This window comes from Limnoraphis robusta BA-68 BA1 (assembly GCF_034932365.1).
GTDB lineage: Bacteria > Cyanobacteriota > Cyanobacteriia > Cyanobacteriales > Microcoleaceae > Capilliphycus > Capilliphycus robustus.
In genome coordinates, this window is the sequence record NZ_JAYGHR010000016.1 from 44,559 (window position 1) to 66,981 (window position 22,423).

20 protein-coding genes are annotated in these 22,423 nt (G+C 42.5%); 12 read left to right on the forward strand and 8 right to left on the reverse strand.

The annotated features are described in order from the left end of the window. Window positions 1–156: 156 nt before the first annotated feature. The 5 genes from VB836_RS08905 to VB836_RS08925 all read left to right on the forward strand — a co-directional run bounded on the left by VB836_RS08905 (window position 157) and on the right by VB836_RS08925 (window position 6,229). Window positions 157–1,503 (forward strand): 16S rRNA (cytosine(967)-C(5))-methyltransferase, encoded by a 1,347-nt coding sequence (locus VB836_RS08905; RefSeq protein ID WP_323219018.1) that lies wholly within the window; start codon window positions 157–159, stop codon window positions 1,501–1,503. Between the two features lie 196 nt (window positions 1,504–1,699). Further along, entirely contained in the window at window positions 1,700–2,257 is a 558-nt protein-coding gene (locus VB836_RS08910; RefSeq protein ID WP_046281429.1) for a fasciclin domain-containing protein, read from the forward strand. Window positions 2,258–2,720: 463 nt separating this feature from the next. Beyond that, window positions 2,721–3,938, forward strand: a complete 1,218-nt coding sequence (locus tag VB836_RS08915; RefSeq protein WP_323219019.1) for a glycosyltransferase — start codon at window positions 2,721–2,723, stop codon at window positions 3,936–3,938. A 177-nt stretch (window positions 3,939–4,115) separates the two neighbouring features. Further along, a complete protein-coding gene (argC, locus tag VB836_RS08920; protein ID WP_323219020.1) occupies window positions 4,116–5,177 on the forward strand; it encodes an N-acetyl-gamma-glutamyl-phosphate reductase in 1,062 nt (353 codons plus the stop codon). A gap of 149 nt (window positions 5,178–5,326) precedes the next feature. Beyond that, on the forward strand, window positions 5,327–6,229 hold the full coding sequence (locus VB836_RS08925) for a peptidoglycan DD-metalloendopeptidase family protein (RefSeq protein WP_053221477.1): 903 nt from the start codon (window positions 5,327–5,329) through the stop codon (window positions 6,227–6,229). Between the two features lie 38 nt (window positions 6,230–6,267). On the opposite strand, the gene VB836_RS08930 is transcribed toward VB836_RS08925, so the two are convergent. Both VB836_RS08930 and VB836_RS08935 read right to left on the reverse strand, forming a co-directional pair. Continuing rightward, window positions 6,268–7,038, reverse strand: coding sequence for a calcium-binding protein (locus VB836_RS08930; RefSeq protein WP_323219022.1), 771 nt, complete (start codon window positions 7,036–7,038; stop codon window positions 6,268–6,270). Window positions 7,039–7,210: 172 nt separating this feature from the next. Next, window positions 7,211–8,338 (reverse strand): class I SAM-dependent methyltransferase, encoded by a 1,128-nt coding sequence (locus VB836_RS08935; protein ID WP_323219023.1) that lies wholly within the window; start codon window positions 8,336–8,338, stop codon window positions 7,211–7,213. Between the two features lie 214 nt (window positions 8,339–8,552). On the opposite strand from VB836_RS08935, the gene VB836_RS08940 reads away from it, so the two are divergent. The 4 genes from VB836_RS08940 (at window position 8,553) to VB836_RS08955 (ending at window position 11,832) form a co-directional block, all read left to right on the forward strand. After that, window positions 8,553–8,957, forward strand: coding sequence for a DUF3110 domain-containing protein (locus VB836_RS08940; RefSeq protein ID WP_046281424.1), 405 nt, complete (start codon window positions 8,553–8,555; stop codon window positions 8,955–8,957). Between the two features lie 84 nt (window positions 8,958–9,041). Continuing rightward, window positions 9,042–9,962 (forward strand): N-acetylmuramic acid 6-phosphate etherase, encoded by a 921-nt coding sequence (gene murQ / locus VB836_RS08945; protein WP_323219024.1) that lies wholly within the window; start codon window positions 9,042–9,044, stop codon window positions 9,960–9,962. A gap of 24 nt (window positions 9,963–9,986) precedes the next feature. Continuing rightward, entirely contained in the window at window positions 9,987–11,144 is a 1,158-nt protein-coding gene (locus VB836_RS08950; RefSeq protein ID WP_323219025.1) for a DNA cytosine methyltransferase, read from the forward strand. A 19-nt stretch (window positions 11,145–11,163) separates the two neighbouring features. After that, window positions 11,164–11,832 carry a type II restriction-modification system restriction endonuclease gene (locus VB836_RS08955; protein WP_323219026.1) on the forward strand — a complete coding sequence of 223 codons (669 nt, stop codon included), beginning with the start codon at window positions 11,164–11,166 and terminating at the stop codon, window positions 11,830–11,832. Between the two features lie 186 nt (window positions 11,833–12,018). On the opposite strand, the gene VB836_RS08960 is transcribed toward VB836_RS08955, so the two are convergent. Then, window positions 12,019–13,191 (reverse strand): RNA-guided endonuclease InsQ/TnpB family protein, encoded by a 1,173-nt coding sequence (locus tag VB836_RS08960; protein WP_323219027.1) that lies wholly within the window; start codon window positions 13,189–13,191, stop codon window positions 12,019–12,021. Between the two features lie 281 nt (window positions 13,192–13,472). On the opposite strand from VB836_RS08960, the gene VB836_RS08965 reads away from it, so the two are divergent. Continuing rightward, entirely contained in the window at window positions 13,473–13,742 is a 270-nt protein-coding gene (locus VB836_RS08965) for a hypothetical protein (protein ID WP_046281422.1), read from the forward strand. Between the two features lie 142 nt (window positions 13,743–13,884). On the opposite strand, the gene VB836_RS08970 is transcribed toward VB836_RS08965, so the two are convergent. The 5 genes from VB836_RS08970 to VB836_RS08990 form a co-directional block, all read right to left on the reverse strand. Continuing rightward, window positions 13,885–14,676 carry a ZIP family metal transporter gene (locus tag VB836_RS08970; protein ID WP_323219028.1) on the reverse strand — a complete coding sequence of 264 codons (792 nt, stop codon included), beginning with the start codon at window positions 14,674–14,676 and terminating at the stop codon, window positions 13,885–13,887. Window positions 14,677–14,717: 41 nt separating this feature from the next. Next, on the reverse strand, window positions 14,718–15,440 hold the full coding sequence (locus VB836_RS08975) for a Uma2 family endonuclease (protein WP_323219030.1): 723 nt from the start codon (window positions 15,438–15,440) through the stop codon (window positions 14,718–14,720). Window positions 15,441–15,563: 123 nt separating this feature from the next. Continuing rightward, window positions 15,564–17,471: a 1-deoxy-D-xylulose-5-phosphate synthase gene (gene dxs, locus VB836_RS08980; RefSeq protein ID WP_323219032.1), complete on the reverse strand. Its 1,908-nt coding sequence runs from the start codon at window positions 17,469–17,471 to the stop codon at window positions 15,564–15,566. Between the two features lie 444 nt (window positions 17,472–17,915). After that, window positions 17,916–19,847: a peptidoglycan D,D-transpeptidase FtsI family protein gene (locus VB836_RS08985; RefSeq protein WP_323219034.1), complete on the reverse strand. Its 1,932-nt coding sequence runs from the start codon at window positions 19,845–19,847 to the stop codon at window positions 17,916–17,918. A gap of 109 nt (window positions 19,848–19,956) precedes the next feature. After that, the gene (locus VB836_RS08990) at window positions 19,957–20,535 is read right to left on the reverse strand and encodes a hypothetical protein (protein WP_323219036.1); all 579 of its coding nucleotides are present in this window, start codon (window positions 20,533–20,535) and stop codon (window positions 19,957–19,959) included. Window positions 20,536–20,738: 203 nt separating this feature from the next. Between VB836_RS08990 and VB836_RS08995 the strand changes: the two genes are divergently transcribed. Together VB836_RS08995 and VB836_RS09000 are read left to right on the forward strand one after the other, a co-directional pair. Continuing rightward, window positions 20,739–21,410 carry a glutathione S-transferase family protein gene (locus VB836_RS08995; protein ID WP_323219037.1) on the forward strand — a complete coding sequence of 224 codons (672 nt, stop codon included), beginning with the start codon at window positions 20,739–20,741 and terminating at the stop codon, window positions 21,408–21,410. Window positions 21,411–21,763: 353 nt separating this feature from the next. Continuing rightward, on the forward strand, window positions 21,764–22,423 hold a 660-nt coding region (locus VB836_RS09000), incomplete at its 3' end, for a transposase (RefSeq protein ID WP_323219039.1).

Genomic DNA, 22,423 nt, shown 5'->3' on the forward strand with positions numbered 1-22,423 from the left:
ACTCTAATATTTAGTCCTCATACACCCATGATCAACTGGATTAGCCAATAAGTTCCTCAGTCTTGTTCATCTTTATATTGTGAATGATACTGTGAAAATTTGCAAGAGTCTAAGTACATTTGATCAGAAAGATTATATTGAAAAGGTAAAATTGTGATGAATGATAATCCTCGCCAATTGGCATTTTTAACACTCCGAGACGTCGAACGGCGGGGAATGTATGCTGATATCGCATTGGATCAAAGGTTGCGTCAAACTGATTTGAATGGAGTTAACCGACGCCTAACAACGGAATTAGTTTATGGTTGTGTGAGAAGACGGCGCTCCCTCGATGCGTTGATTGATCAATTCGCTCAAAAAAAATCTCACCAACAACCACCAGATCTGCGAACTATTTTACATTTAGGATTTTATCAATTATGCTATCTCAGTCAAATTCCAGCTTCGGCTGCGGTGAATACAACCGTTGAACTTGCTAAAAGTAACGGCTTTTCGGGACTGGGTGGATTTGTGAATGGGATTTTGAGAGCCTATTTACGCCAACAAGAACAGCTTGGCAATCCTAAAATTTTTATTCAAGAAGATCCCAATTTAATTAAAAATTTGGGCGAATTTTACAGTTTTCCCGATTGGATTATTGAATATTGGCTGAATCAGTTAGGTTTAGAAGAAACCGAAAAACTAGGTCAATGGTTTAATCAATCTCCGACTATTGATTTAAGAATTAACCCCTTAAAAACCACAATCGAAACTGTTGAAACAGAACTGAAATTAGCCGGAATAAACCTTAGCAGAATCCCTCATTTACCCCAAGCGTTAAGACTATTCGGAAGTGTCGGAGAAATTCATAAACTACCCGGTTATCCACAGGGATGGTGGAGCGTTCAAGACAGTAGCGCTCAATGGGTGAGCCATCTTCTTGATCCTCAACCCGGAGAAACCATTATTGATGCTTGTGCGGCTCCCGGCGGAAAAACAACTCATCTTGCAGAATTAATGCAGGATACAGGTACAATATTAGCTTGCGATCGCGCTAAATCTCGATTGAAAAAAGTTCAGCAAAATCGAGAACGTTTACAACTCAAATCTATTCAAATTCAAGCGGGTGATATTCGGGAGTTTTCCCAGTATAATAATAGTGCAGATCGAGTTTTATTAGATGCGCCTTGCTCCGGCTTAGGAACCTTACATCGTCGTGCTGATGCCCGTTGGCGACATACACCCGAAAACATAGAAGAACTCTCCCAACTGCAAGCTGAACTGTTAGAAAAAACAGCAAACTTTGTTAAACCCGGAGGGTATTTAGTTTATGCAACTTGTACAATACATCCCCAAGAAAATGAGCAAATTGTTGAAGCCTTTTTAACTCATCATTCAAATTGGAAAATTGATTTACCCGATATTCCTTTAGATGACGTTCTGACTTCAGAAGGATACCTGAAAGTTTGGCCCCATCGACAAAATATGGATGGTTTCTTTATCGTTCGACTCAAACGAATATAATATTTTTTGAGTTTTACTATAGATTTGAACCTAATGCCAGTAAACAAAGTCTAAAAGAAAATTTGCAATTCTAGCCGACTCTATCCCAAGATAGAGTTCAAATATTTTTGACTCAATTAACTTGACATTTCTTTATATTTTGTGAACAATCTTAATTATAGGTTTGATAAAACTTTACAAAAAGCTTGGAGTTGCCATGAAAATTTTTGATTTTTCTAATCGTTTCCAGCGAGCTACTCTAGTCGCTATCATCGCAGGAACTAGCCTGATGGCTGTACCAGAAATCACCAACGCAGGCGGTGGCCCCAGTCGTGAGGCAACTCAAAGCCAGGGACAGACTCAAGCCGCAGCCGGAGATATCGTGGAAACTGCGACCAGTGCAGGTCAGTTCACCATTTTGGCAAAAGCGCTACAAGCCGCAGGTTTAGTGGATGTACTCAAAGGAGATGGGCCGTTTACCGTGTTTGCACCGACGGATGCAGCTTTTCAGGCTTTACCAGCAGGCACCTTAGAAGAACTACTCCGGCCTGAAAACAAAGATAAATTAGCTGCTATTTTGACCTATCATGTTGTTCCGGGTCGAGTCACCTCAACTCAACTCCAATCAGGACAAGTGAAAACGGTTCAAGGAAGTTCAGTTACCGTCAACCTTGATTCCGGTGTGATGGTTGATGAAGCTAAAGTCATTAAAGCAGATGTTCCAGCCAGCAATGGTGTAATTCATGTGATTGATAAGGTGATTTTACCCAAATAGTTTGAGTTCAGATCAGAGGTGTAAAATCCGTTTAAAACCCCGTAAAGCTAGGAATAGCAACGGGGTTTTCTGATCACAGAAGAGCAAATCTTGTTCGACTCAATCCGAGTAGACCTCGCCACAATTGCGATCTGGAGTGCCGCTCTATTTGCTTTGGTAAATTTCGAGACAAAATTTGACGATAGCCCTCACAAATGATTTCTGAGAAATCCCCACACCGAATAAAACCTCTGAAACGATTTACCCTAGAGCCTTCTAAGAATAGATATTTTACAGAAACCCAATCGAATTGCCATATCTGTCGTCTATTACTCAACAAGATAGCAACCGATTAAGTTATTAATAGGAGTAGGTTTTTTTGAGAACAGAATGTCAAGTCGATTCTGGGTGCGGAGATGACAGAAAAGAAACTTAAGTATTTGGTATCGAGTCTAAAACTGATGTAAGGGTAACGAGTGAGTCTATGAGTTTGAGTTTTTGCATGATTGTGAAAAATGAAGAGCAGAACCTCTCGCGATGTCTCAAAAGTGTGAAAGATGTTGTTGATGAGATGGTAATACTGGATACAGGTTCAACGGACAGAACTGCGGAAATAGCTCAAGAATGGGGAGCGCAAGTTTATTATTTTGAATGGTGTGATGACTTTGCGATCGCTCGTAATACAGCCTTAAAATATGTCACAGGAGATTGGATTTTAGTGCTTGATGCGGATGAAATCTTAGCCTCCACGATTGTCCCTCAAATCAAGCAAGCGATCACCCGAGACGATTATTTAGCGATTAATCTCGTCAGACAAGAAATAGGAGCCGCTCAATCTCCTTATTCCTTAGTGTCGCGACTGTTTAGAAATCATCCCAAAATTCAGTTTGATCGTCCCTATCATGCTCTGATTGATGATAGTGTGAGTCGGATTTTAAAACAGGAATGTCGCTGGAAAATCGGATCTTTGGCAGATGTAGCGATTTTACATGAAGGATATCAAGCTTCGGCGATCGCTCGACGCAATAAACAAAAAATTGCCAAGCAAGTGATGGAAGGCTATCTGGCGCAACATCCAAGTGATCCCTACGTGGCGAGTAAGTTGGGAGGGTTGTATGTGGAAATGGGAGAGATTTCTCCAGGGATTCAGTTGTTGACAAAAGGACTCAAGCAACTGAGTCTGTATTCAAAGCATCAGCAACTAGAACCGAATGAAGCTTTACTGTATGAACTACACTATCATCTGGGAATTGCCCATCGGAAAAAACAAAATCTCACCGAAGCCAAACATCACTATCAAATTGCTCTAGACATAAATATTCTACCTCAACTCAAATTAGGTGCATACAATAATTTGGGCAATTTGTTAAAAGATACCGGACATTTGCAAGAAGCAAAAGCAGCTTATGAAACCACGTTGCAAATTGATCCCAACTTCGTGCAAGGACACTATAACTTAGGGATGACTTTCCGAGCGATGGGAGAATATCCACAAGCGATCGCCGCTTATCAAAAGGCGATTATACTTGATCCCAACTATGCTGAAGCCTATCAAAATCTGGGCGTTGCGCTTTTGAGTGCAGGTAAAGTGCTGAGTGGTTTAGAAGCGTTGAAAACAGCGATCGCCCTCCATGAAAAGAGCGATCCCAGCGAAGCCAAACGCCTGCGTCAAACTCTACAGCAGATGGGATTTAAGTTGTAATCGCGCAGACGGGGTGACAAGCCGCTTGAGAGTCAGGCGGGGGTATCGCGCATCCTAAAAACCCTGTTAAAGCCTAAGTCCTACTGATTTAGGGTTCTGTTCCCCAAATGTCAACAGAATACGGCATCATATAACAGTTTGATATAGTTGTCTCACGTCACAGAGGAGTTATGAAATATGGGAGATGCAAAACGGGTATCGGTGGGTATAGTTGGGGCTTCCGGCTACGGTGGCGTGCAGCTTGTGCGATTATTACAAGATCATCCTAATGTGGAAATTGTCTATTTAGGGGGAGATAGCAGCGCAGGAAAGCCTTTTTATACGTTGTATCCTCATTTAAGTCACTGCATTGATTTGATGATTGAGCCGATTGACATTGATAAAATAGCATCTCAATGTCAGGTGGTGTTTTTATCTCTGCCGAATGGCTTGGCGTGTAAAATGGCACCTCAACTGTTGGAGAAAGGATGCAAAGTTCTTGATCTTTCCGCAGACTATCGATTTTTTAATCTGGAAACCTATAAAAAATGGTACGGTAGCGAACGAGAGGATAAAGCGATCGCTTCGACAGCCGTTTATGGTTTACCTGAACTTTATCGCGATCGCATTTCTCAAGCCCAACTCATCGGTTGTCCAGGTTGTTATGTGACGGCGAGTTTATTGGCATTATCTCCTTTATTAAAGCAGGGATTAATTGCAACCGATAGTGCGATTGTTGATGCTAAATCTGGAACTTCTGGCGGCGGACGTCAGGCGAAAACGAATCTTTTACACGCAGAAGCCGATAATGCAATTTCAGCTTATGGCGTAGCCGGACATCACCGCCATACCCCAGAAATTGAACAAATTTGTAGTGATCTTGCCGGACATGATGTTAAAGTTCAGTTTACCCCTCATTTAATCCCGATGGCGCGTGGAATTTTAGCAACAGTTTATGCAACGCTGCGAGATCCGGGATTAGTACGGGAAGATTTAATTACTATCTATACCGCTTTTTATCGGAATGCTCCTTGGGTGAAAGTGTTACCCGGTGGAACTTATCCTCAAACGAAATGGGCGTGCGGAACCAATCTTTGTTATCTGGGTGTGGAAGTTGATCAACGGACAAATCGAGTGATCGTCATGTCGGTGATTGATAATTTAATTAAAGGTCAAGCCGGACAAGGTGTACAATGTCTCAATTTAATGATGGGTTGGGATGAAATGTTAGGACTGCCCAAATTGAGTTTTTATCCTTAATTGGTGTATCTTTATTTTTGATCACTCACTCAACCGTTACTGCAATTTCCCTCAAACAATTAACCGTTTATAACCGTTTACTCCAAGCGGGAGAGATCTGTAGAGACCCGCGTTTGCTGGTCTCTGCTGTATTGAGGCTCAAAGCTGATATGTTGGTTTTCTATCTATTGGGATTGATCATGCCCTTAGCGGGTCTTATACTAACCCCTGCTGACTCTGCCGAGGCTAACGACTTATTTATCCGAGACGATACTCAGGATAACAATATCTGTCCGCCTGGGGTTCTGTCTCGTTTAAAACGTCATCGCATTCAGTCGGGTGAAACTTTAGAAAGCATTGCCCGTCAATACAACCTGATTCCGGCGACTCTACTGGGGATCAATCCGATTTTGCGATCGCAACAGATCCCCGTCGGACAGGAAATTGTTATTCCCCCCTACAATGGGATTCGTGTGGAAATTCCCGCCGGAAGCACCTTACAGGAGATTGCTCAAGCTTACAATGCTCAGGCGGATGTGATTTTTGAAGCGAATGGCTGTCAACCTCAACCCCAGGTGGTGTTTATTCCGGGGGTGAACTGGACTCCGGGTGGCCCGGTTGCTCCGGCGATCTCTGTTTTGTCGGGTTATCCCCTACCGACAACCGCTTCGGTACAAATGGGTTACGGTTGGCAACTCCATCCTACTATGGGTCGGGTGGTTTTTCATAGCGGGGTCGATTTGAATGCGAATATTGGTACGCCTGTGCTAGCCGTTGGTGAGGGTGTGGTTGCCTTTGCTGGATCAAGAAGCGGTTATGGTAATTTAGTGGTGGTGAATCATCAATCGGGGAAACAAACCCGTTATGCTCATTTATCTGAGATTTCGGTTCAAACGGGTCAGAAAGTTTCATCAGGAGAAACACTCGGAAAGGTGGGTATGAGTGGAGAACCCGATAGCGATCAACCTCATCTGCATTTTGAAATTCGTTATAACTCAGAATTGGGTTGGGTGGCTGAAGATCCGAACCCCTATTTTTCCACCGCCACAACCCCAAATATCAGTTATCAGTGAACCAGTAGGGGTAATTGATCAATTACCCCTAACCGTCACTAAAAGAAGTTGAAATAGTCAGCATTCAGATCAAGGGCAGAATTTCCTTCGACGACGGCGATCAGTTCTTTTGAACCATCAAAATCTTCAAAAATGATTGCGGTTCCTTCCGGTAAATTCACAGAACTCGGGGTTTCTAAGTCCTGAGAATTAACTAACTCATAAGATGTCGCATTCCCGACTAATTGAATGGTATCTTCTTGAGAATTGAAATCTTGAATTAATGTATAACCTTTACCGCGACCACTCACGCCTGTTAGGGTATCCTCGCCGCGATCGCCTAATATTAAATCGCTGCCTGTACCGCCTGTAAGTTGATCATTACCTTGACCGCCATAGACTTGATCATCACCGCGATCGCCATAAACGATATCGTCATCTGAATTGCCATATAAAATATCAACACCTGCTCCACCATAGACGGTATCAATACCCCGATCTCCGAATATTGTATCATCTCCAGAGTCTCCAATCAAGATATCATTATTTTGACCTGCAAATAGCAAATCATCCCCAAATTCTCCATTGAGGAAGTCATCGCCACTAAAACTCGATAGGGTGTCATTTCCCCGACGACCATATATGACATCATTATCGGTTGTACCGAGTATTTCATCGGCTCGAGATGTACCTTCTTGGGTAGGAGGGGGCGTTAATAATAACACATTGATTTGATCGCCATTGTTCCGCAGAGCAAAAGTATCCGCATCTGCTCCTCCTAAAAGGCTATCAATTTCTTCGGTAAAAATTTCGGGCGTTTGATTTGACATGAGGCTTTAAGGGTATACAGCTAGAATGTTTGTTCAGTTCTGTTGATCGAACTTCAGGATTGTTTTTAACACGTTTTTTAGAGTTTGTTTGATAAAAAAATTATAAAATTTATCAACCTGTTGATTTGATCAAAGTCTCTCGATTGTCTGTTGGGGAATTTTTTTGCTAATTTTAACGGATTTCGTTGCTTGCTGCTTGTAATACCTCTAGGGTAGCCGCTTCAAAAACCCATTCTAAATTTCTCGTATTGATGGCTTTGATCAAGATGATATCTTCTGGTGATAAACTGGGAAGGTTAATCTGAGTAGACCAAGAGAAGGTCTGATCCGCAGAAGAATTCTGCTCGGGTTTTACTTGTTTAATGAATTCACCATTGATTGAGATTAAAATCGCTTCGATTTGACTATTGGGGTTAATTTCTGATACCCATCCCCGGATGTGAAGTTCTCCTTCGGTGGTTAAATGAATCTGTTCTAAACGTCCGAAAGGATGATGACTAAAGTTTAATTGATTAAAATCGGGAAGCGGAGATTTTGCGACAATATATAAATCCTGATAGCGACAAATGCCTTGAGGAATGCGTTCACAAATGGCTTTCCCTTCACTCATATTTTGAACGGTTTGACGCACAAATTCTTCCCCGACGTAAGAGGTGCCGTATTCCTTCACATCAAGAGAGTGACTTTCGCTTTGGGGGATAAATAATATTTCATCTGATTTGATTTTTGACTCGGGCGGTAATAAATCTCGATCATGAACACTAAACAGCAAGATTCCCTCGGAAGAAATTAAGTGATAAAGTTTTTGCATCCAGAGGGTAAAGGTTTGTTCAGGGAGATGACTAAAAAATGAACAAGCTAAGATACAATCAAATTGTTGATTAACTGAATATTCAGCCGGACTAGCTGTTGAAACAATCCCGTTGACTCCAAACTGTTCTTGTTGAAACTTGACTGCATCCCGATAAATATCTGAGATCCAAACATTTTGAGGCGGTATTTCTTGAATCAAAAATCGGGTAAAACGTCCGTAGCCACTGGCAAAATCTAAAAAAGAGTTGAGGCGATTAAAACTGTGAAATTTCCACTGCACCACCTGACGAACTGCATCAAAAATTCGCCGACCATTAAAATAATATCTAATCCGAGCTTTTTCAGGGATTTTATGATTTTCTAAAGCAAACAAATACATCTCATCCTGTTCAGAGATCAGGGAGTTAAACTCAAGGGGGAATGGGGCTTGATCTTGGATGAAGGCTTGCAGAGGGGGATGAAGTTGATTAAAATCATTAGAGATCATCTGAAATTTTGTACCAACAGAAGAAAAATGTTAAAGTCAATCCTCAAAAAATTAATCTTGGGGGTTCCGAACGTTAATTATACTCCGGGGTTAACACCGATTAAATTGAAACCGCTCCCCAATAATGATATTGTATGGTGAGGTTGATTGCTCGTGAGCTAGCGGGCATCAGAACAGTATCAAAAAAGAGTTGTTATCAAACGGTCGGGAAGCTATGCGCGTATACGTACTACTGTTTAATGCAGGAACAGAGAACGAAGGAATTCATACCATCCAGATGGGCGATCGTAACACGGTGCTAATGTTTGAGGAAGAGGAGGATGCTACCCGCTTCGGTATCCTACTAGAAGCCCAAGATTTTCCGACTCCCAGTGTCGAAGCCATTGAGGATGAAGAAATTAAGGAGTTTTGTCGCAGTGTCAACTACGACTGGCAATTAGTTCGCTCAGGTGAGTTGGCCGTCCCCCCTGAGAATAACGTAGAACAGACGGAATGGCAACCCGAGTCAAATATCGATGAAAAGCCCTCTGAAAAGCCCTCTGAAAAGCCCGAGTCAGACACCGAATATTCTCAGGATGAACTTGACATGATTCGTCGTCGATTAGAAGGGTTATTATAAGAGATTGGGACGAGATTGTGATTCAATCAAAACACTGAAGAAAAACTGCTCTGTTAAAAATTTAAAGGTTTGAAAGGCGATTATATGAATGATTGGGAGACGCGAGGACATCTTTTAACTGAACAAATTAATGCCAATAGTCACAACTTAGATCAGTTGAGTTCTCTGGAGTTGGTAGACTTATTTAATCGAGAAGATATCCAGACTTTACTGGCGATCGCTCATTCCCGTGAAGGTCTAGCCCAAGCCATTGACATCATAGCAGAAGCGATGGGTCACGGTGGACGCTTATTTTATGTCGGAGCGGGGACTAGCGGGCGTTTAGGCGTGTTAGATGCGGCTGAATGTCCGCCCACCTTCTGCACGCCTCCCGAGTTGGTACAGGGCATTATCGCTGGGGGTGCAGCCGCTTTGCTGCGGAGTTCAGAAGACTTAGAAGATCGAAGCGAAGATGGTAAACAGGCGATCGCTTATCGAGAAATTACCGATCTTGATGTTGTTGTTGGAATTACAGCAGGGGGGACAACTCCCTATGTTCATGGGGCGTTAGAAGCGGCGCGTCAGCGAGGGGCGAAAACGATTTTTATCGCTTGTGTTCCCCAAGAACAGGTGAAAATTGAGGTTGATGTAGATATTCGTTTGTTGGTGGGGGCGGAAATTCTCGCAGGTTCAACTCGCTTAAAAGCGGGAACGGTGACAAAAATGGCGCTGAATATTCTCTCAACAGGCGTGATGGTTAAGTTGGGGAAAGTCTATGGAAACCGTATGATTGATGTAGCAGTAACGAACCAGAAATTACGCGATCGCGCTTTAAGAATTATCGGAGATTTAACCGGAATTAATCGAACGGAAGCGGGGGAATTATTAGATAAAAGTGGTAAGTCGGTTAAATTGGCTTTGTTGATGCACTGGACGGGTTTAGAAGCAGAAGACGGGGAAAAGTTGTTAACAAAATTTAAGGGAAATTTGCGAGAAGCGGTATTAAGTTGTAAGCCCGGATCATGATTTTAACGGTTGGGGAGAAGAGTATTGAAGGCGATTGAATTATTTGCGGGTATTGGTGGCTTTCGCTTGGGAATGGAAGCGGCTAATATTGAAACGGTTTGGGCGAATGATAGCAGTGAATTGAGTTGTCGAGTTTATCAAAGTAATTTTGGTGAAAGTTCGATTGTCTTAGGAGATATTACCCAAATTGATTGTTCAGACATTCCTCAACATGATCTTCTCACGGCTGGGTTTCCCTGTCAACCGTTCAGTCCTGCGGGAAAAAAACAGGGAATTCGAGATCAAGTTCGAGGAACATTATTTGAACGAATTGTTGAAATTATCGCCAGTAAACAACCCCAATATTTTTTACTGGAAAATGTCAAACGAATTTTAACAATGGAACAAGGCTATCATTTTCGGGTGATTTTAAAAGCCTTGGCTTCCTTAGATTATTTGATTGAATGGCGACTGATTAATCCTCTAAATTTTGGGATTCCTCAAAATCGCGATCGGGTGTTTATTATTGGAACAAAATCGACAACAAATAATCCTTTTCCGAATCTTGAAAACTCCCTAATTCTATTCACTCAAAACGATTGTGATGCTTTAGAAATGGGGGTTGAAAGGTTAGAAAAATGTCTTCAACCGATTGTTTTGGAACAACAAACTAAAAATAATAACTGGGGAATTGCTTACCAAAATCAAATCTATACTCAACAAATTCCTCCTTTGTATCACCAAAAACCCCCAAACAAACTCAAAGATATTCTTCAAGATGAACGAGAGATAGATATTCAGTTTTATTTTACCGCAGATACCCGAGAAAGAATCAAAAAAAGTACATCAGTTCATCGATATTGTAATGGAGTTGAGATTTTGTATAATCAGGATGGAGGCGCCCGTTTAGGGTATACAATTTTTGGAGTTAATGGGATAGCCTCTACTTTGACTGCATCGACATCTAGACATTATGAACGGTATCAGGTGGGAAATCAATTTCGACGGTTGACGAATATAGAGTATGCGAGATTAATGGGATTTCCTGATGATTGGTGTAGAGTGGCTAGAGTTTATGATCAATATAGGTTGTATGGAAACGCTGTAGTTCCAGTTTGTGTAGAATGGATTTGTCAAAGAATGGGTCAGCAAAATATTCAGTTAAACTCTAAAATAGGGGAACAACTCAAGCTACCCATTTAATTTTTTGACTAATACAATTATGAGAGTCCTTACTTTATCTCTTCTCAAAATAGAAGCGGGAAACTTTGTTCAAGAGTTAAGAAATAGAGAAAATGTTCAACTTTACGGTATTACAGATGGAAAAGCCGTAGGAACTTATGTTGAACAAATATTTAATCAATATTTAGGAATTAAATATTTATATACTCCCGGAAGTGCTGCTAGTGGAATTGATTTCCCTGAATTAGAAGTTGATTTGAAAGTAACCTCAATTCGCCAACCTCAATCTTCTTGTCCATTTAGAGATGCTAGCCAGAAAATCTATGGACTCGGCTATCATCTCCTGATTTTTGCTTATGAAAAACTTGACTTTCACGAATCTCGTACTGCGACTTTGAACTTTCAACACGCCATTTTTGTTGAAAAAGAACGAACGGGAGACTATCAAACAACATACGGTATAAGAGAGATTCTACGCCGTCAAGGTAACAAAGATGATATCATTGCTTTTTTAGAGGAACGTAACCTACCTTTAGATGAAATTGGACGTGAATTATTAGCAGATCGGATTATTACTCAACCTCCCGAACTTGGCTATCTAACGATTTCTAATGCTTTGCAATGGAGGTTACAGTATAGAAGGATCATTGATCAAGCACAGATTGGAATATCAGGAATTGAAAATCTGTTGACTGGAGGCTTGATGTAAGGTGGGGTTAGGTGGGCCAACAACATATAGCGATCGCGACTCATTGGGCGATCGCTAAATTTTAGAATTTATCAGGGATTGAAACGAACCCGTTTGGCTGGATCAGGCACAACTAAGGCTGTTATCATCATTGACATCCTCCCGACACCAACACATTCGTTTTTGGCGCGGGATTCCCAAACATCACTATTTGGGTTTCTGCTTCTTAGCACCTGGCTTAACAGATTTACTCCGTTCGGCTCTTATGGTCGCTCGACAGATTGACACTGCGAGTCCCGCAGCCAAAATATTTATACTGGCGTTGATATCTCGGTCGTGGTGAGAGTCACACTTAGGACAATCCCACTCTCGGATATTCAACGGCATTTCTTCTGCAATATACCCACAATTCGAGCATCGCTTTGAACTGGGAAACCAACGATCTATTTTGATTAATTCTCGTCCGTACCACGAGGCTTTATAGTCAAGTTGTCGGACAAGCTCTCCCCAATTGGCATCACTAATTGCTCTGGCTAATTTGTGATTTTTGACCATATTCTTTACTGCTAAATCCTCAACGACTATTCGGTGATTTTCACGAATGAGTTGAGTGGTTAGCTTATGGGTATGGTCCCGCCTGCAATCAGCAATTTTGGCGCTTATTTGAGCAACTTTAACTCTGGCTTTCTCTCGGTTTTTTGAGCCTTTGATTTTCCGGCTTAAAGACTTTTGAGCCCGTCTGAGTTTTTTGTATAGCTTGTCAAAATGCTTGGGATTGGAAACTTTAACCCCATCAGAAGCAGTAAACAAACTGCTAATCCCCAGATCGATTCCCACTTTTTTATCGACGGGTTTTAGTTTATGGTCAGTTGGATCATTAATCCTCAAAGAAACAAACCATCTCCCACTCGGATCTAATTTAACCGTGATGGTAGACGGGCTACATCCTTTTGGTAGTTGACGACTCCAACGGATGGGTAAAGGTTCAAAGCACTTGGCAATATAGACTTGACCTTCTTTAAACTTAAATGCAGCTTTGCTGAATTCGGCACTTCCACCGTTACGTTTCTTCTTGAAGCTTGGGTACTTTGTTCGACCCGCAAAGAAGTTACTGAAAGCAGTTTGTAAGTGCCTCAACCCTTGTTGAAGTGGGACTGAACTGACTTCATTTAAGAAGTCTAATTCCTCCTCTTTTTTCCACTCCGTTAGCATTGAAGACGTTTGAGAATAGCCTACTCGCTCTTGACGCTCATACCATGCTTGAGTGCGTGCCGCCAGTGCCTTGTTGTACACCAGTCTCACGCACCCCAATGTTCTCCTCAACAGGTTTTCCTGTTCGGGAGTTGGGTAAAAACGGTAGCGGTAAGCTTTTTCAACCATGTCTTACAGTTTAACGCAAAGCTCGTAAGTTGTTGGTCAGGTCGCGATTCCCGAACGTCGCCAACGCTGTTCGCTTATGGCGCGGGTCTTCTCACTTCATTAAGATAAAAAGACCAATGAGGGATAAAGCGATCGCCAAATTGAAGAAATGGCTTCAAATCAAAAATCAAAATCTAGGGTATTTTCCTAAATGTTTCCCACAAAGCTGGCAGGATTGCTAACATAACGATAAAATCCTGTGTGAGAATGTGAACTCTAATCTTGCTGTTTCTGATTTTGCTATGAACGACATAACGAATGATGCACAAGAAGTGTTGCCCCGTGAGGTTAGGGTTAACCAACTTCGCAATTTGATAGAAACCTTGCATATTGCTGATGAAATTGCCAGCAAGCGGTATTTGATCAGTAGTTCCGAACTCGCTGATCTGATGGATGTCAATGCAAGCGCTGTCACCAGTCGCGGTGATAACTGGGCTTGGCGGAATTGGGAAGTCTCCCGAGTTCGTCGCGAGGGAAATCAAATCCTTTGGCAATTAGAACGGGTAGACTAAACTCTCAAGCGTGTATTTAGCCTCGAAATTTTGGCTGAGTCTAAGATTAGGAAACCGGGTTCAGACTAAACCATGAACCTGTTCTCTGCTACCTTTAAATATTTGCTCTCTATCGGTTTATCTTGATCAATGATCTAAGATTCTATCCCAAAGTTACATCTAAAAACATCATGATCACAAAACCAATCATCACCCCAATGGTTGCCTCTTTTTCATGTCCGAGACTGTGAGACTCTGGGATAATCTCATCACTAATCACAAATAACATCGCACCCGCAGCAAACGCCATCGCCCAAGGTAAAATCGCTTGAGAAATGGAAACGACTCCTGCACCAATTAAGCCGCCAAGCGGTTCGACTAATCCGGTTAATAGAGCTACACTAAAAGCTGACCAGCGAGAGTATTTTTCACTTAATAAGGCGATCGCCACGACAAATCCTTCGGGGATATTTTGTAAGCCAATTCCAACGGCTAGGGCGATACCATTAGCAACATATTCGCCGCCAAACCCTACCCCAACCGCTAACCCTTCTGGGAAGTTGTGAATGGCGATCGCAATAACAAACAACCAAGTTCGTTTTAAATTCTGATAATTTCCTTCAGGGCCTTTGATAAAATGTTCATGGGGAAAATATTGATGACTACACCACAAAAATAAACCCCCGAGTAATATTCCGATGACGACGATTAAAGCTGAAAACGTATTACTATTTGTTTGTTGAGTAGCAGCTTCTAAACTAGGAATAACTAAGGAAAATGAAGTTGCGGCTAACATCACCCCCGCCCCAAACCCTAACATTGCCCCTTGAACTCGTTGACTAATTTTACGGATAACTAAAACCGGAATAGCACCGACACCTGTTCCCATTCCTGCGATAAAACTGCCTATTAATCCTAGATAAACAGTTGGAATGTCTTTGATAAAATCTAGCATAGAGATGTTAAAATTTCTGTATAAGTAAAATGCAATTCTAACTACAGTGTATCAGGATCAACGCCTAACTCCCGTAATCGAGCCGCTAATTTTTGATTGCGTTGTTGTTCCATTTCTAGTTGCTGTTCGGTGGCTTCTCGTTGCTGCTTTTCAATTTGGGCAGATTCTTCAGGAGTTGGAACTAACACCCCTTCTAAGCTGAAAAATCTTAATTTCTGTTCATAAACCCCTAAAAACAGTTTTAACTGTTCACTCCAAAACCATCCTTTATCGTTGGGTTTAATCGTTTGATATTGTCCTTTGACTAACTCAAATCCCTCAAATTCTAAACTATTGGGATCAAACCAAAAATATTCGAGTGTTCTAAAAATATCTTGATAAATTTGTTTTTTTGTTGTGCGATCGACTTGCGCCGTTGAATTCGATAATAGTTCGACAATAACATGAGGATATTTCCCTCCTTCTTCCCAAACCACCCAACTTTTCCGGGGTTTGCGTTCAGTATCTAAGACCACAAAAAAATCAGGCCCTCTAAAATATTCAGATTTTTTCTGATTTGGGCTATAATAGATTGTAAGATTTCCGGCTGCAAAATAGTCTTGTTTGTCTTTCCACAGCCAATCTAAACACTTCAGTAGTAGCAACAATTGTTGTAGATGTAAATAGCTTTCCAAAGGTGGCTCCTGACTTTCTAAATCTCCTGATGGATACTCAATATCTTCAAACTCAGGTGAGGGACGAAGCAAGTCTTCTGCGATAGTCATTGGATTAACTGATTGAATAGTGAGTTTTCCTCAATTTTATCGTTGAAGAATAGAATTGAGGAATTTTCTCATAAATTAAAAGGAGAGACGCTAAAAATAACGCCTCTACCTATCCTGATTAACCTAACGAACAGTCGAAGGTTGTTTGCTAAAAAGTGCTTCTCGAATTTGTTCAGAAATTTGAGAACTGGTTAAGCCTAAATCAACTTTAGACTCTTCAGGAGTCGCATGATCAACCAGCAGATCGGGAATACCAAAGCGCTTTAATGGAACCAAGATATTATTATCCATCAAGGCTTCAGCCACAGCCGAACCAAAACCCCCAATCACACAACCTTCTTCTAGAGTAACAACTTTACCAATCCGTTTTGCTAAAGGTAAAATTAACTCCGTATCTAAAGGTTTAACAAAACGGGCATTAATAACCGTTGATTCTATGCCATGTTCGCTGAGAATTTCTGCAACTTGCATAGCAGAATAAACCATTGAACCATAGCCTAAAATTAACAAGTCATCGCCATTGCAAAGAATTTCTCCTTTTCCAATGGGTAAGGGTTCCCAACCTTCTTCCATCAAGGGTACACCATAGCCTGAACCACGCGGATAACGCATGGCGATCGGCCCATCGGTGTATTCAATTCCGGTAACGATCATTTGCTGCAATTCAGCCTCATCTTTGGGCGCCATCATTACCATATTCGGTAAGCAACGCAGATAGGCAATATCATACATTCCTTGATGCGTGGGGCCGTCTACACCGACAATTCCCGCCCGATCCAAACAGAAGAAAACAGGCAAGTTTTGAATGCAAACATCGTGAACAATTTGGTCGTAACCCCGTTGTAAAAAGGTCGAGTAAATTGCTACAACCGGACGCATTCCTTCACAAGCTAAACCTGCGGCTAAAGTAACAGCGTGTTGTTCAGCAATACCGACATCAATGTATTGTTTGGGGAGTTTGGCTTGTAATTTATCCAAACCTGTTCCCGTTGCCATTGCTGCGGTAATCCCTAGAATTTTAGGGTTATTTTCGGCAAGTTTCACCAAAGTATGGGCGAACACTTTGGAATAGCTGGGGGGTTTGGGTTTGCTGGGGGGTGCCGCTTTTCCGGTGGCGAGGTTAAACGGCGACTGGGCGTGATAGCCAACTTGATCTTTTTCGGCGATCGCATAGCCTTTTCCTTTGGTGGTGGAAACATGAACCATCACCGGGCCAGGAATATTATGAGCTTGTTTAAAGGTTTCGATCAACTCTTCTAAGTTATGACCATCAACCGGGCCAAGATAAGTAAAGCCGAGTTCTTCGATCACCGCCCCAACTTTGGGAACCGCTAACCGTTTCATCCCTTCTTTGAGACGTTCCATTTCGGGGGTAAAGGTTTCGCCGACAAAGGGAATATGTTTAAACTGTTCTCGCAGGTTGTCTTTGAGGAACTGAACAGGCGGGCTGAGGCGCATTTTATTGAGATAACGCGGAATAGCGCCGACGTTGGGCGAGATCGACATTTCGTTATCATTGAGAACCACCATCAGGTTTGTATGCGGTAAATGACCTGCATGGTTAATGGCTTCGAGGGCCATTCCTCCGGTTAAAGCGCCATCTCCGATCACGGCGACAGTTTTAAAGTCTTCGCCCCGTTGATCCCGTGCTAACGCCATTCCTAAAGCGGCTGAGATGCTGGTAGAGGCGTGTCCGGCTCCAAAATGGTCAAATTTGCTTTCACAGCGTTTCAGGTAGCCTGCAACGCCGTCTTTTTGTCGCAACGTGTGGAAGTTGTTGTAGCGACCTGTGATCATTTTGTGGGGATAGGCTTGGTGGCCAACATCCCAGATCACTTTGTCTCGATCTAAGTCCAGAGTTTGGTAAAGGGCTAGAGTCAGTTCAACGACTCCTAACCCTGGGCCTAAATGTCCGCCTGTTGCTGCGACTGTTTCTAAGTGTTTTTCACGAATTTGTCGAGCAATGTCTTGCAGTTCGTGAATGGATAAACCGTGTAGCTGATTCGGATGAGTAATTTCACTCAAATACATATTTCTAAATACCCGCGCTAGCCATTATTAAGGTAACGTGTTCAGACCAAACACGGATCGGTTTGGCGACCGTCCGAGTTGACGCATAGATGTCATCGTAGCAGGGGAATGGGTAAGGCGATCGAGTTGGTCGTAAATTCGTGATCGATGAGATCGAAGTTGAAACTGAGGTTTTCGGTGCCTAAACGGGGTCTGATCGGGCTTTTTGCTTTGGAAATTTGGGTTCGCGAATCGGGCGGTGACTCCTCGTGATCAAAAACTTTCTCATAATCCGACTCTTTCTTCTTCTTTATTTCCTCCTGACTCCTGACTCGGTGACTCCTGACTCGGTGACTCGGTGACTCCTCTGTCGTTTATTTATAGCCGGTTGGATAACAAAAGCTTTACAATTCGCCTCTCAATTCTCTATCAAAAGCTGTAGTTTTCTTTAAGAAAAAAAATAACCTATTCTTCACTCTCAAGTTCACTTTCAGGTTCTGCGTTAATATCAGAAGGAGGTATTTTTTCCAATCCAATTAAACCTTCCATCACCAATTTAACAATGGGTGCTGCAACTGTTCCGCCACTGCTTCCCTCTTTGGGTTCATCAACAACCGCAACCACAACATAACGAGGATTATCAACCGTTAAAATCCCCACAAAACTGGTAATTCGAGCATTATTGGAGTAACCGCCTGATGCAGAGGCTTTTTGGGCTGTCCCTGTTTTTCCGGCGACTCGATAACCTGCAATTCGTGAAGCTTTACCCGTACCATCTTCTCCTGCAACTACAGATTCCATCATTTCTAAGACTGCATGAGCCGTTTGAGTGGAGAATACTTGGCGAGCTTCCGGTAAAGCGGTTTCCCAATAAAGTTGTCCTTTACTATTATATAATCCTTTGACAACATGAGGCGTAACCAGTTTTCCACCATTGGCTAAAGTTGCATTTAATTGAGCTAATTTAAGAGGCGTAATCGAAAGACCTTGACCAAAAGCGGCGGTTGCACCTTCAACCGGAATACTAACAAATTGATGGCGTGTTTTTAAGGTACTGGCGACTTCAAAAGGTAAATCAACGCCACTCCTTTCTCCCATCCCTAAGCGTTTTAAGCCTTCATAAAAAACTTCAGGTTCAAGCTTTTGCATGATGCGAACCATGCCAATATTACTGGAATATTTAATAACATCGGTTATACTGAGAGAGCCGCGAGCGCCAGAATAAGCATAATCAGCATTTTGAATTGTCCATCGGCCCATTTGAATTCGACCTTCATCATAAATCACAGTATCCGGTTGAATTGATCCGGCTTCTAAAGCGAGAGCAACATTAATCGGTTTAAAGGTTGAACCGGGTTCATAAAGGTCAGATAAAGCCCAATTTTTGAAGCGATCAACAGTAGATTTCCAATATTGATTGGGATCGTAGGACGGTTCATTGACTAATGTTAATAATGCGCCGTTGCTGGCATCCATGACAATCACAGTCGCTCGTTTAGCCTGATGTTCTTCTACACTTTGTTTGAGGATTTTTCGAGCGATACGTTGCAGCCGGGTGTCGATTGTCAGTCGCAATTCTAAATCATCAAGCTGAATAAAACCCGAAGCCAATTTAGTCGGTACCCAATTGCCATTAACAGAGCGTTGAAACTCTAAAGAAGGCATCACCCGCTCTAGTAATTCTTGTTGACTATTTTCAACTCCGGCTTGACCTTTTCCTTCACTATCGACATAACCCACAACATCGGCGGCGATATTTTGTTGGGGATAAAGGCGTTGTCGTTGTTCAATCAGTTCTAACCCATCAATTCCTAAATTAGCGATATGTTTGCCGACTTCTTCACTTAGAGATTCAGCAACTTTAATCCCACTGTCTGCTTGTTTAAACTGTTCAATCAGTTCATCGGGAGTCGAACTCGTTAAGTCATTACGGACTAATACCGGAGCCAATTGTTCAGCAATTTCGCTTGTAGATTGTTTAAATAATTGGGGATGAGCATAGAGCGTATAAACAATTTGATCAATCGCCAAAATATGACCATTGACATCACTAATTGGACGGCGAGGAACAAAGGGCAAATCCCGTTGACTTTGCTGAAATTGGGCTTGCTGTTTGAGCATTGGCCCCATATTAATTTGTAGGCGAAACAAATTCACCGACAGTCCAAACAATCCCCCAAGCAAAATCAGCCACACCATTCGCAGACGGGAAGATTGGCATTTTTTGATTGTTGGCGGTTTGCGAGGAATAGGCCTTTTGGGATCACGATGATTTCCTGTCAGACTTGGCTTTTGAACAGAAAATCGAGACGACGGAGGGGCTAGTTTTCCCCCCGGCTGAGAACGAGGAAAACGGGGTTTGTTCACAGGTGATCCGGAAGAAAAATCTGTTGCCATTGTAATCAGTAATCAGTTATCAGTTATCAGTTGTAGGGGCAATTCATGAATTGCCCGTACCAGTGATCAGTTATCAGTGACCGCACTTTGCGCTGTTCCCTGTTGCCTGTTAATATCCTAATGGTTTATCTGTTGTTGAAGTTGGACTCAAATTGAGTTCAAGCGGGGGAATCTGTGATGGTACTTCGGGACGGGGTGGTGCTGGACGCAAAAAGATCATGTCCAGGGGTTGTCTCTCGACTAATCCCGTATCGGCTTCTTGGGCGCCTTCAGCAATTTGATGTTTGAGAACTTCATTAGCAGCTCGTAGTTGTTGTTCTTCTGTGCGAAACTGTTCTAGAGTTTGATATTCTAGCGTCCAAGCGGCTTCTCGATAGGCAGTTAAGCCGTAGACACTCAGGGTAATACCGACAACTGTCCCCGTCAGAATGGATGAAGCCCGTTGTAGAGTAACCAGCGAAGTCAACCACAAGGGTTTAGGGGGTTGGTTGGGTAAAATTTCGACGACATCGAGTTCAATCGTTTTGGGAGTCGAATTTGATGGCCGTTTAACAAGCGGTTGACTTCGCTGATTTCGTTGAAGTCTTGCTCGTTCGAGAGGAATGATGTTTCCCGGCGTTGTAGGCGTGACGAAAGATTGAGAGAGACGGTTTTGAGTGGAACGGGTGGGTCGGAATGCAACAGTCATAGCTCGATTAGACCTAACGATCGCAAGTAAGTTCAGTCAATTTGTTGAGGCTGTAGTCAGCAAAAAATTCAGATGAAAGAGGATTTCCTCCTCATACTACCACTAGCCTGTTTAAGCATTAAAGGGCAATTGATAGTATTTTGAAGTCAGAACTTAATTTTTAGAATTTCTCAAGCAACAGCTCAATTCTACTGTCTATACTTATGCTTTTGCTGCAATTCAGTACCTCTCATTATTGTCGGAAAGCCCGTTTAGCTCTGGGTTATAAAGACATTTCCTACCAAGTCGAAAATTTAACACCCGGATTGCACCTGTTGAAACTCAAGCCTCTGACGGGTTTAACGACGGTTCCGGTGTTGAAGCCCCAGTTAGACAATCAACCGACTGCGATCGCCGATTCTAGCCGGATTATCCAATTTTTAGAGTCTTATTGTCCCAATCCGCCCTTGTATTTTGATGATCCACAACTGCAAACTCAGGCTTTAATGTTGGAAGATTGGCTCGATGAAAGTATTGGCACCGCGACGCGATTTGTTTATTATCAGTTTCGCGCGGGTTCAGGAAAACAGATCGATCCGTCTTTGTTGTCTCAAGTGGTGATTCAAGTCGTTCGTCGTCAATATGGGATTGATCCAGCTTCGGCGGAGTTAGCCGGCCAACGTCTAAAAGTGGCTTTTGAGGTGTTGCAAGTCTGGCGAGATCGTCCCTATCTCGTCGGCGATCGCTTTAGTGTAGCGGATCTGGCGGCGGCGGCGTTGTTGAGTCCTCTGGCTTTGATCCCGGACTACCGACAAGAGTATCCCTGGTTGTTTGAGAGTATTACTCGTATTCATCAATTGTGCGGGGAAGCCTTACCACCGGGTTTATCAGGTTAGCTTCCCCATGTTTGTCAAAGATCAATGAAGCTTTATGCAATAATATCAACGACTTCCCCATTATCCGTCTCCTCTAAAATAAACATGAGAGAAACTCCTGCAATAAGTCATCGGATTTGTATACTTGTGTTCAAGCATTTGTGGATCGATTGGCTTGATCCCCAATAGATCTGTCTTATTTTTAAGAGATCGAGCTGGGGAAAGATGACAGATTACCCCAAACTCGCTAAAAAATGTAAAGTCATCTTTAAATCGGCAGGAGACCCCCGCCATAAGTTTACGTTGGCGATAGGAGGAATGCCGCTCCACTAAAATTTACAACTCTGCTACACTCAGATGAGTATAATAGAGCCATGACACAAGTAATTACGGTTAAATGCAAGCTGATAGCCCCACCAGACTTGACCGAGCGGGTCAACGAAACTCTGGCGGGATTTTCCGATGCCTGCAACCGCATATTGCAAGTAGCAAAAGAAAACAACTGTTGGAACACCACCAAACTGCACCATCTGGTTTACAAGCCAGTTAAAGAAGCAACGGGACTGAAAGCTAATCACGTTTGTCAGGCAATCAGAAGGGTGATTAATCAGCGCAAAGCGACCAAACAAATTCACAAGTTTCGACCCACCAGTATTAGCCTTGATATTCGGACGTTCAAATATATTGAATCCGAGCAGAAAGTAGGCGTAACACTGAAATCGGGGCGTGTGAATTTTGACTTGAAAATTGGCGGCTATCAAATCGCTTTGCTTCGAGGTCAATCTCCCACAAGTGCCACTCTTTCTAAGAGCAGAAATGGCAACTATTACATCAATATTGTTGTAGAAGTTCCCACTCAACCCAAAAATAAAACGCCGAAGGTTTTGGGGGTAGATTTGGGACTGACAGATATTGCAACTACTTCCACCGGAAAATCCTGGGATGGAACGCAGTTGAGAGAAACCCGAAGTAGGTTTGTTCGCGTTCGCGCCTCGATACAATCCAAACGCACCAAAAGCAGTAAACGCCTGCTC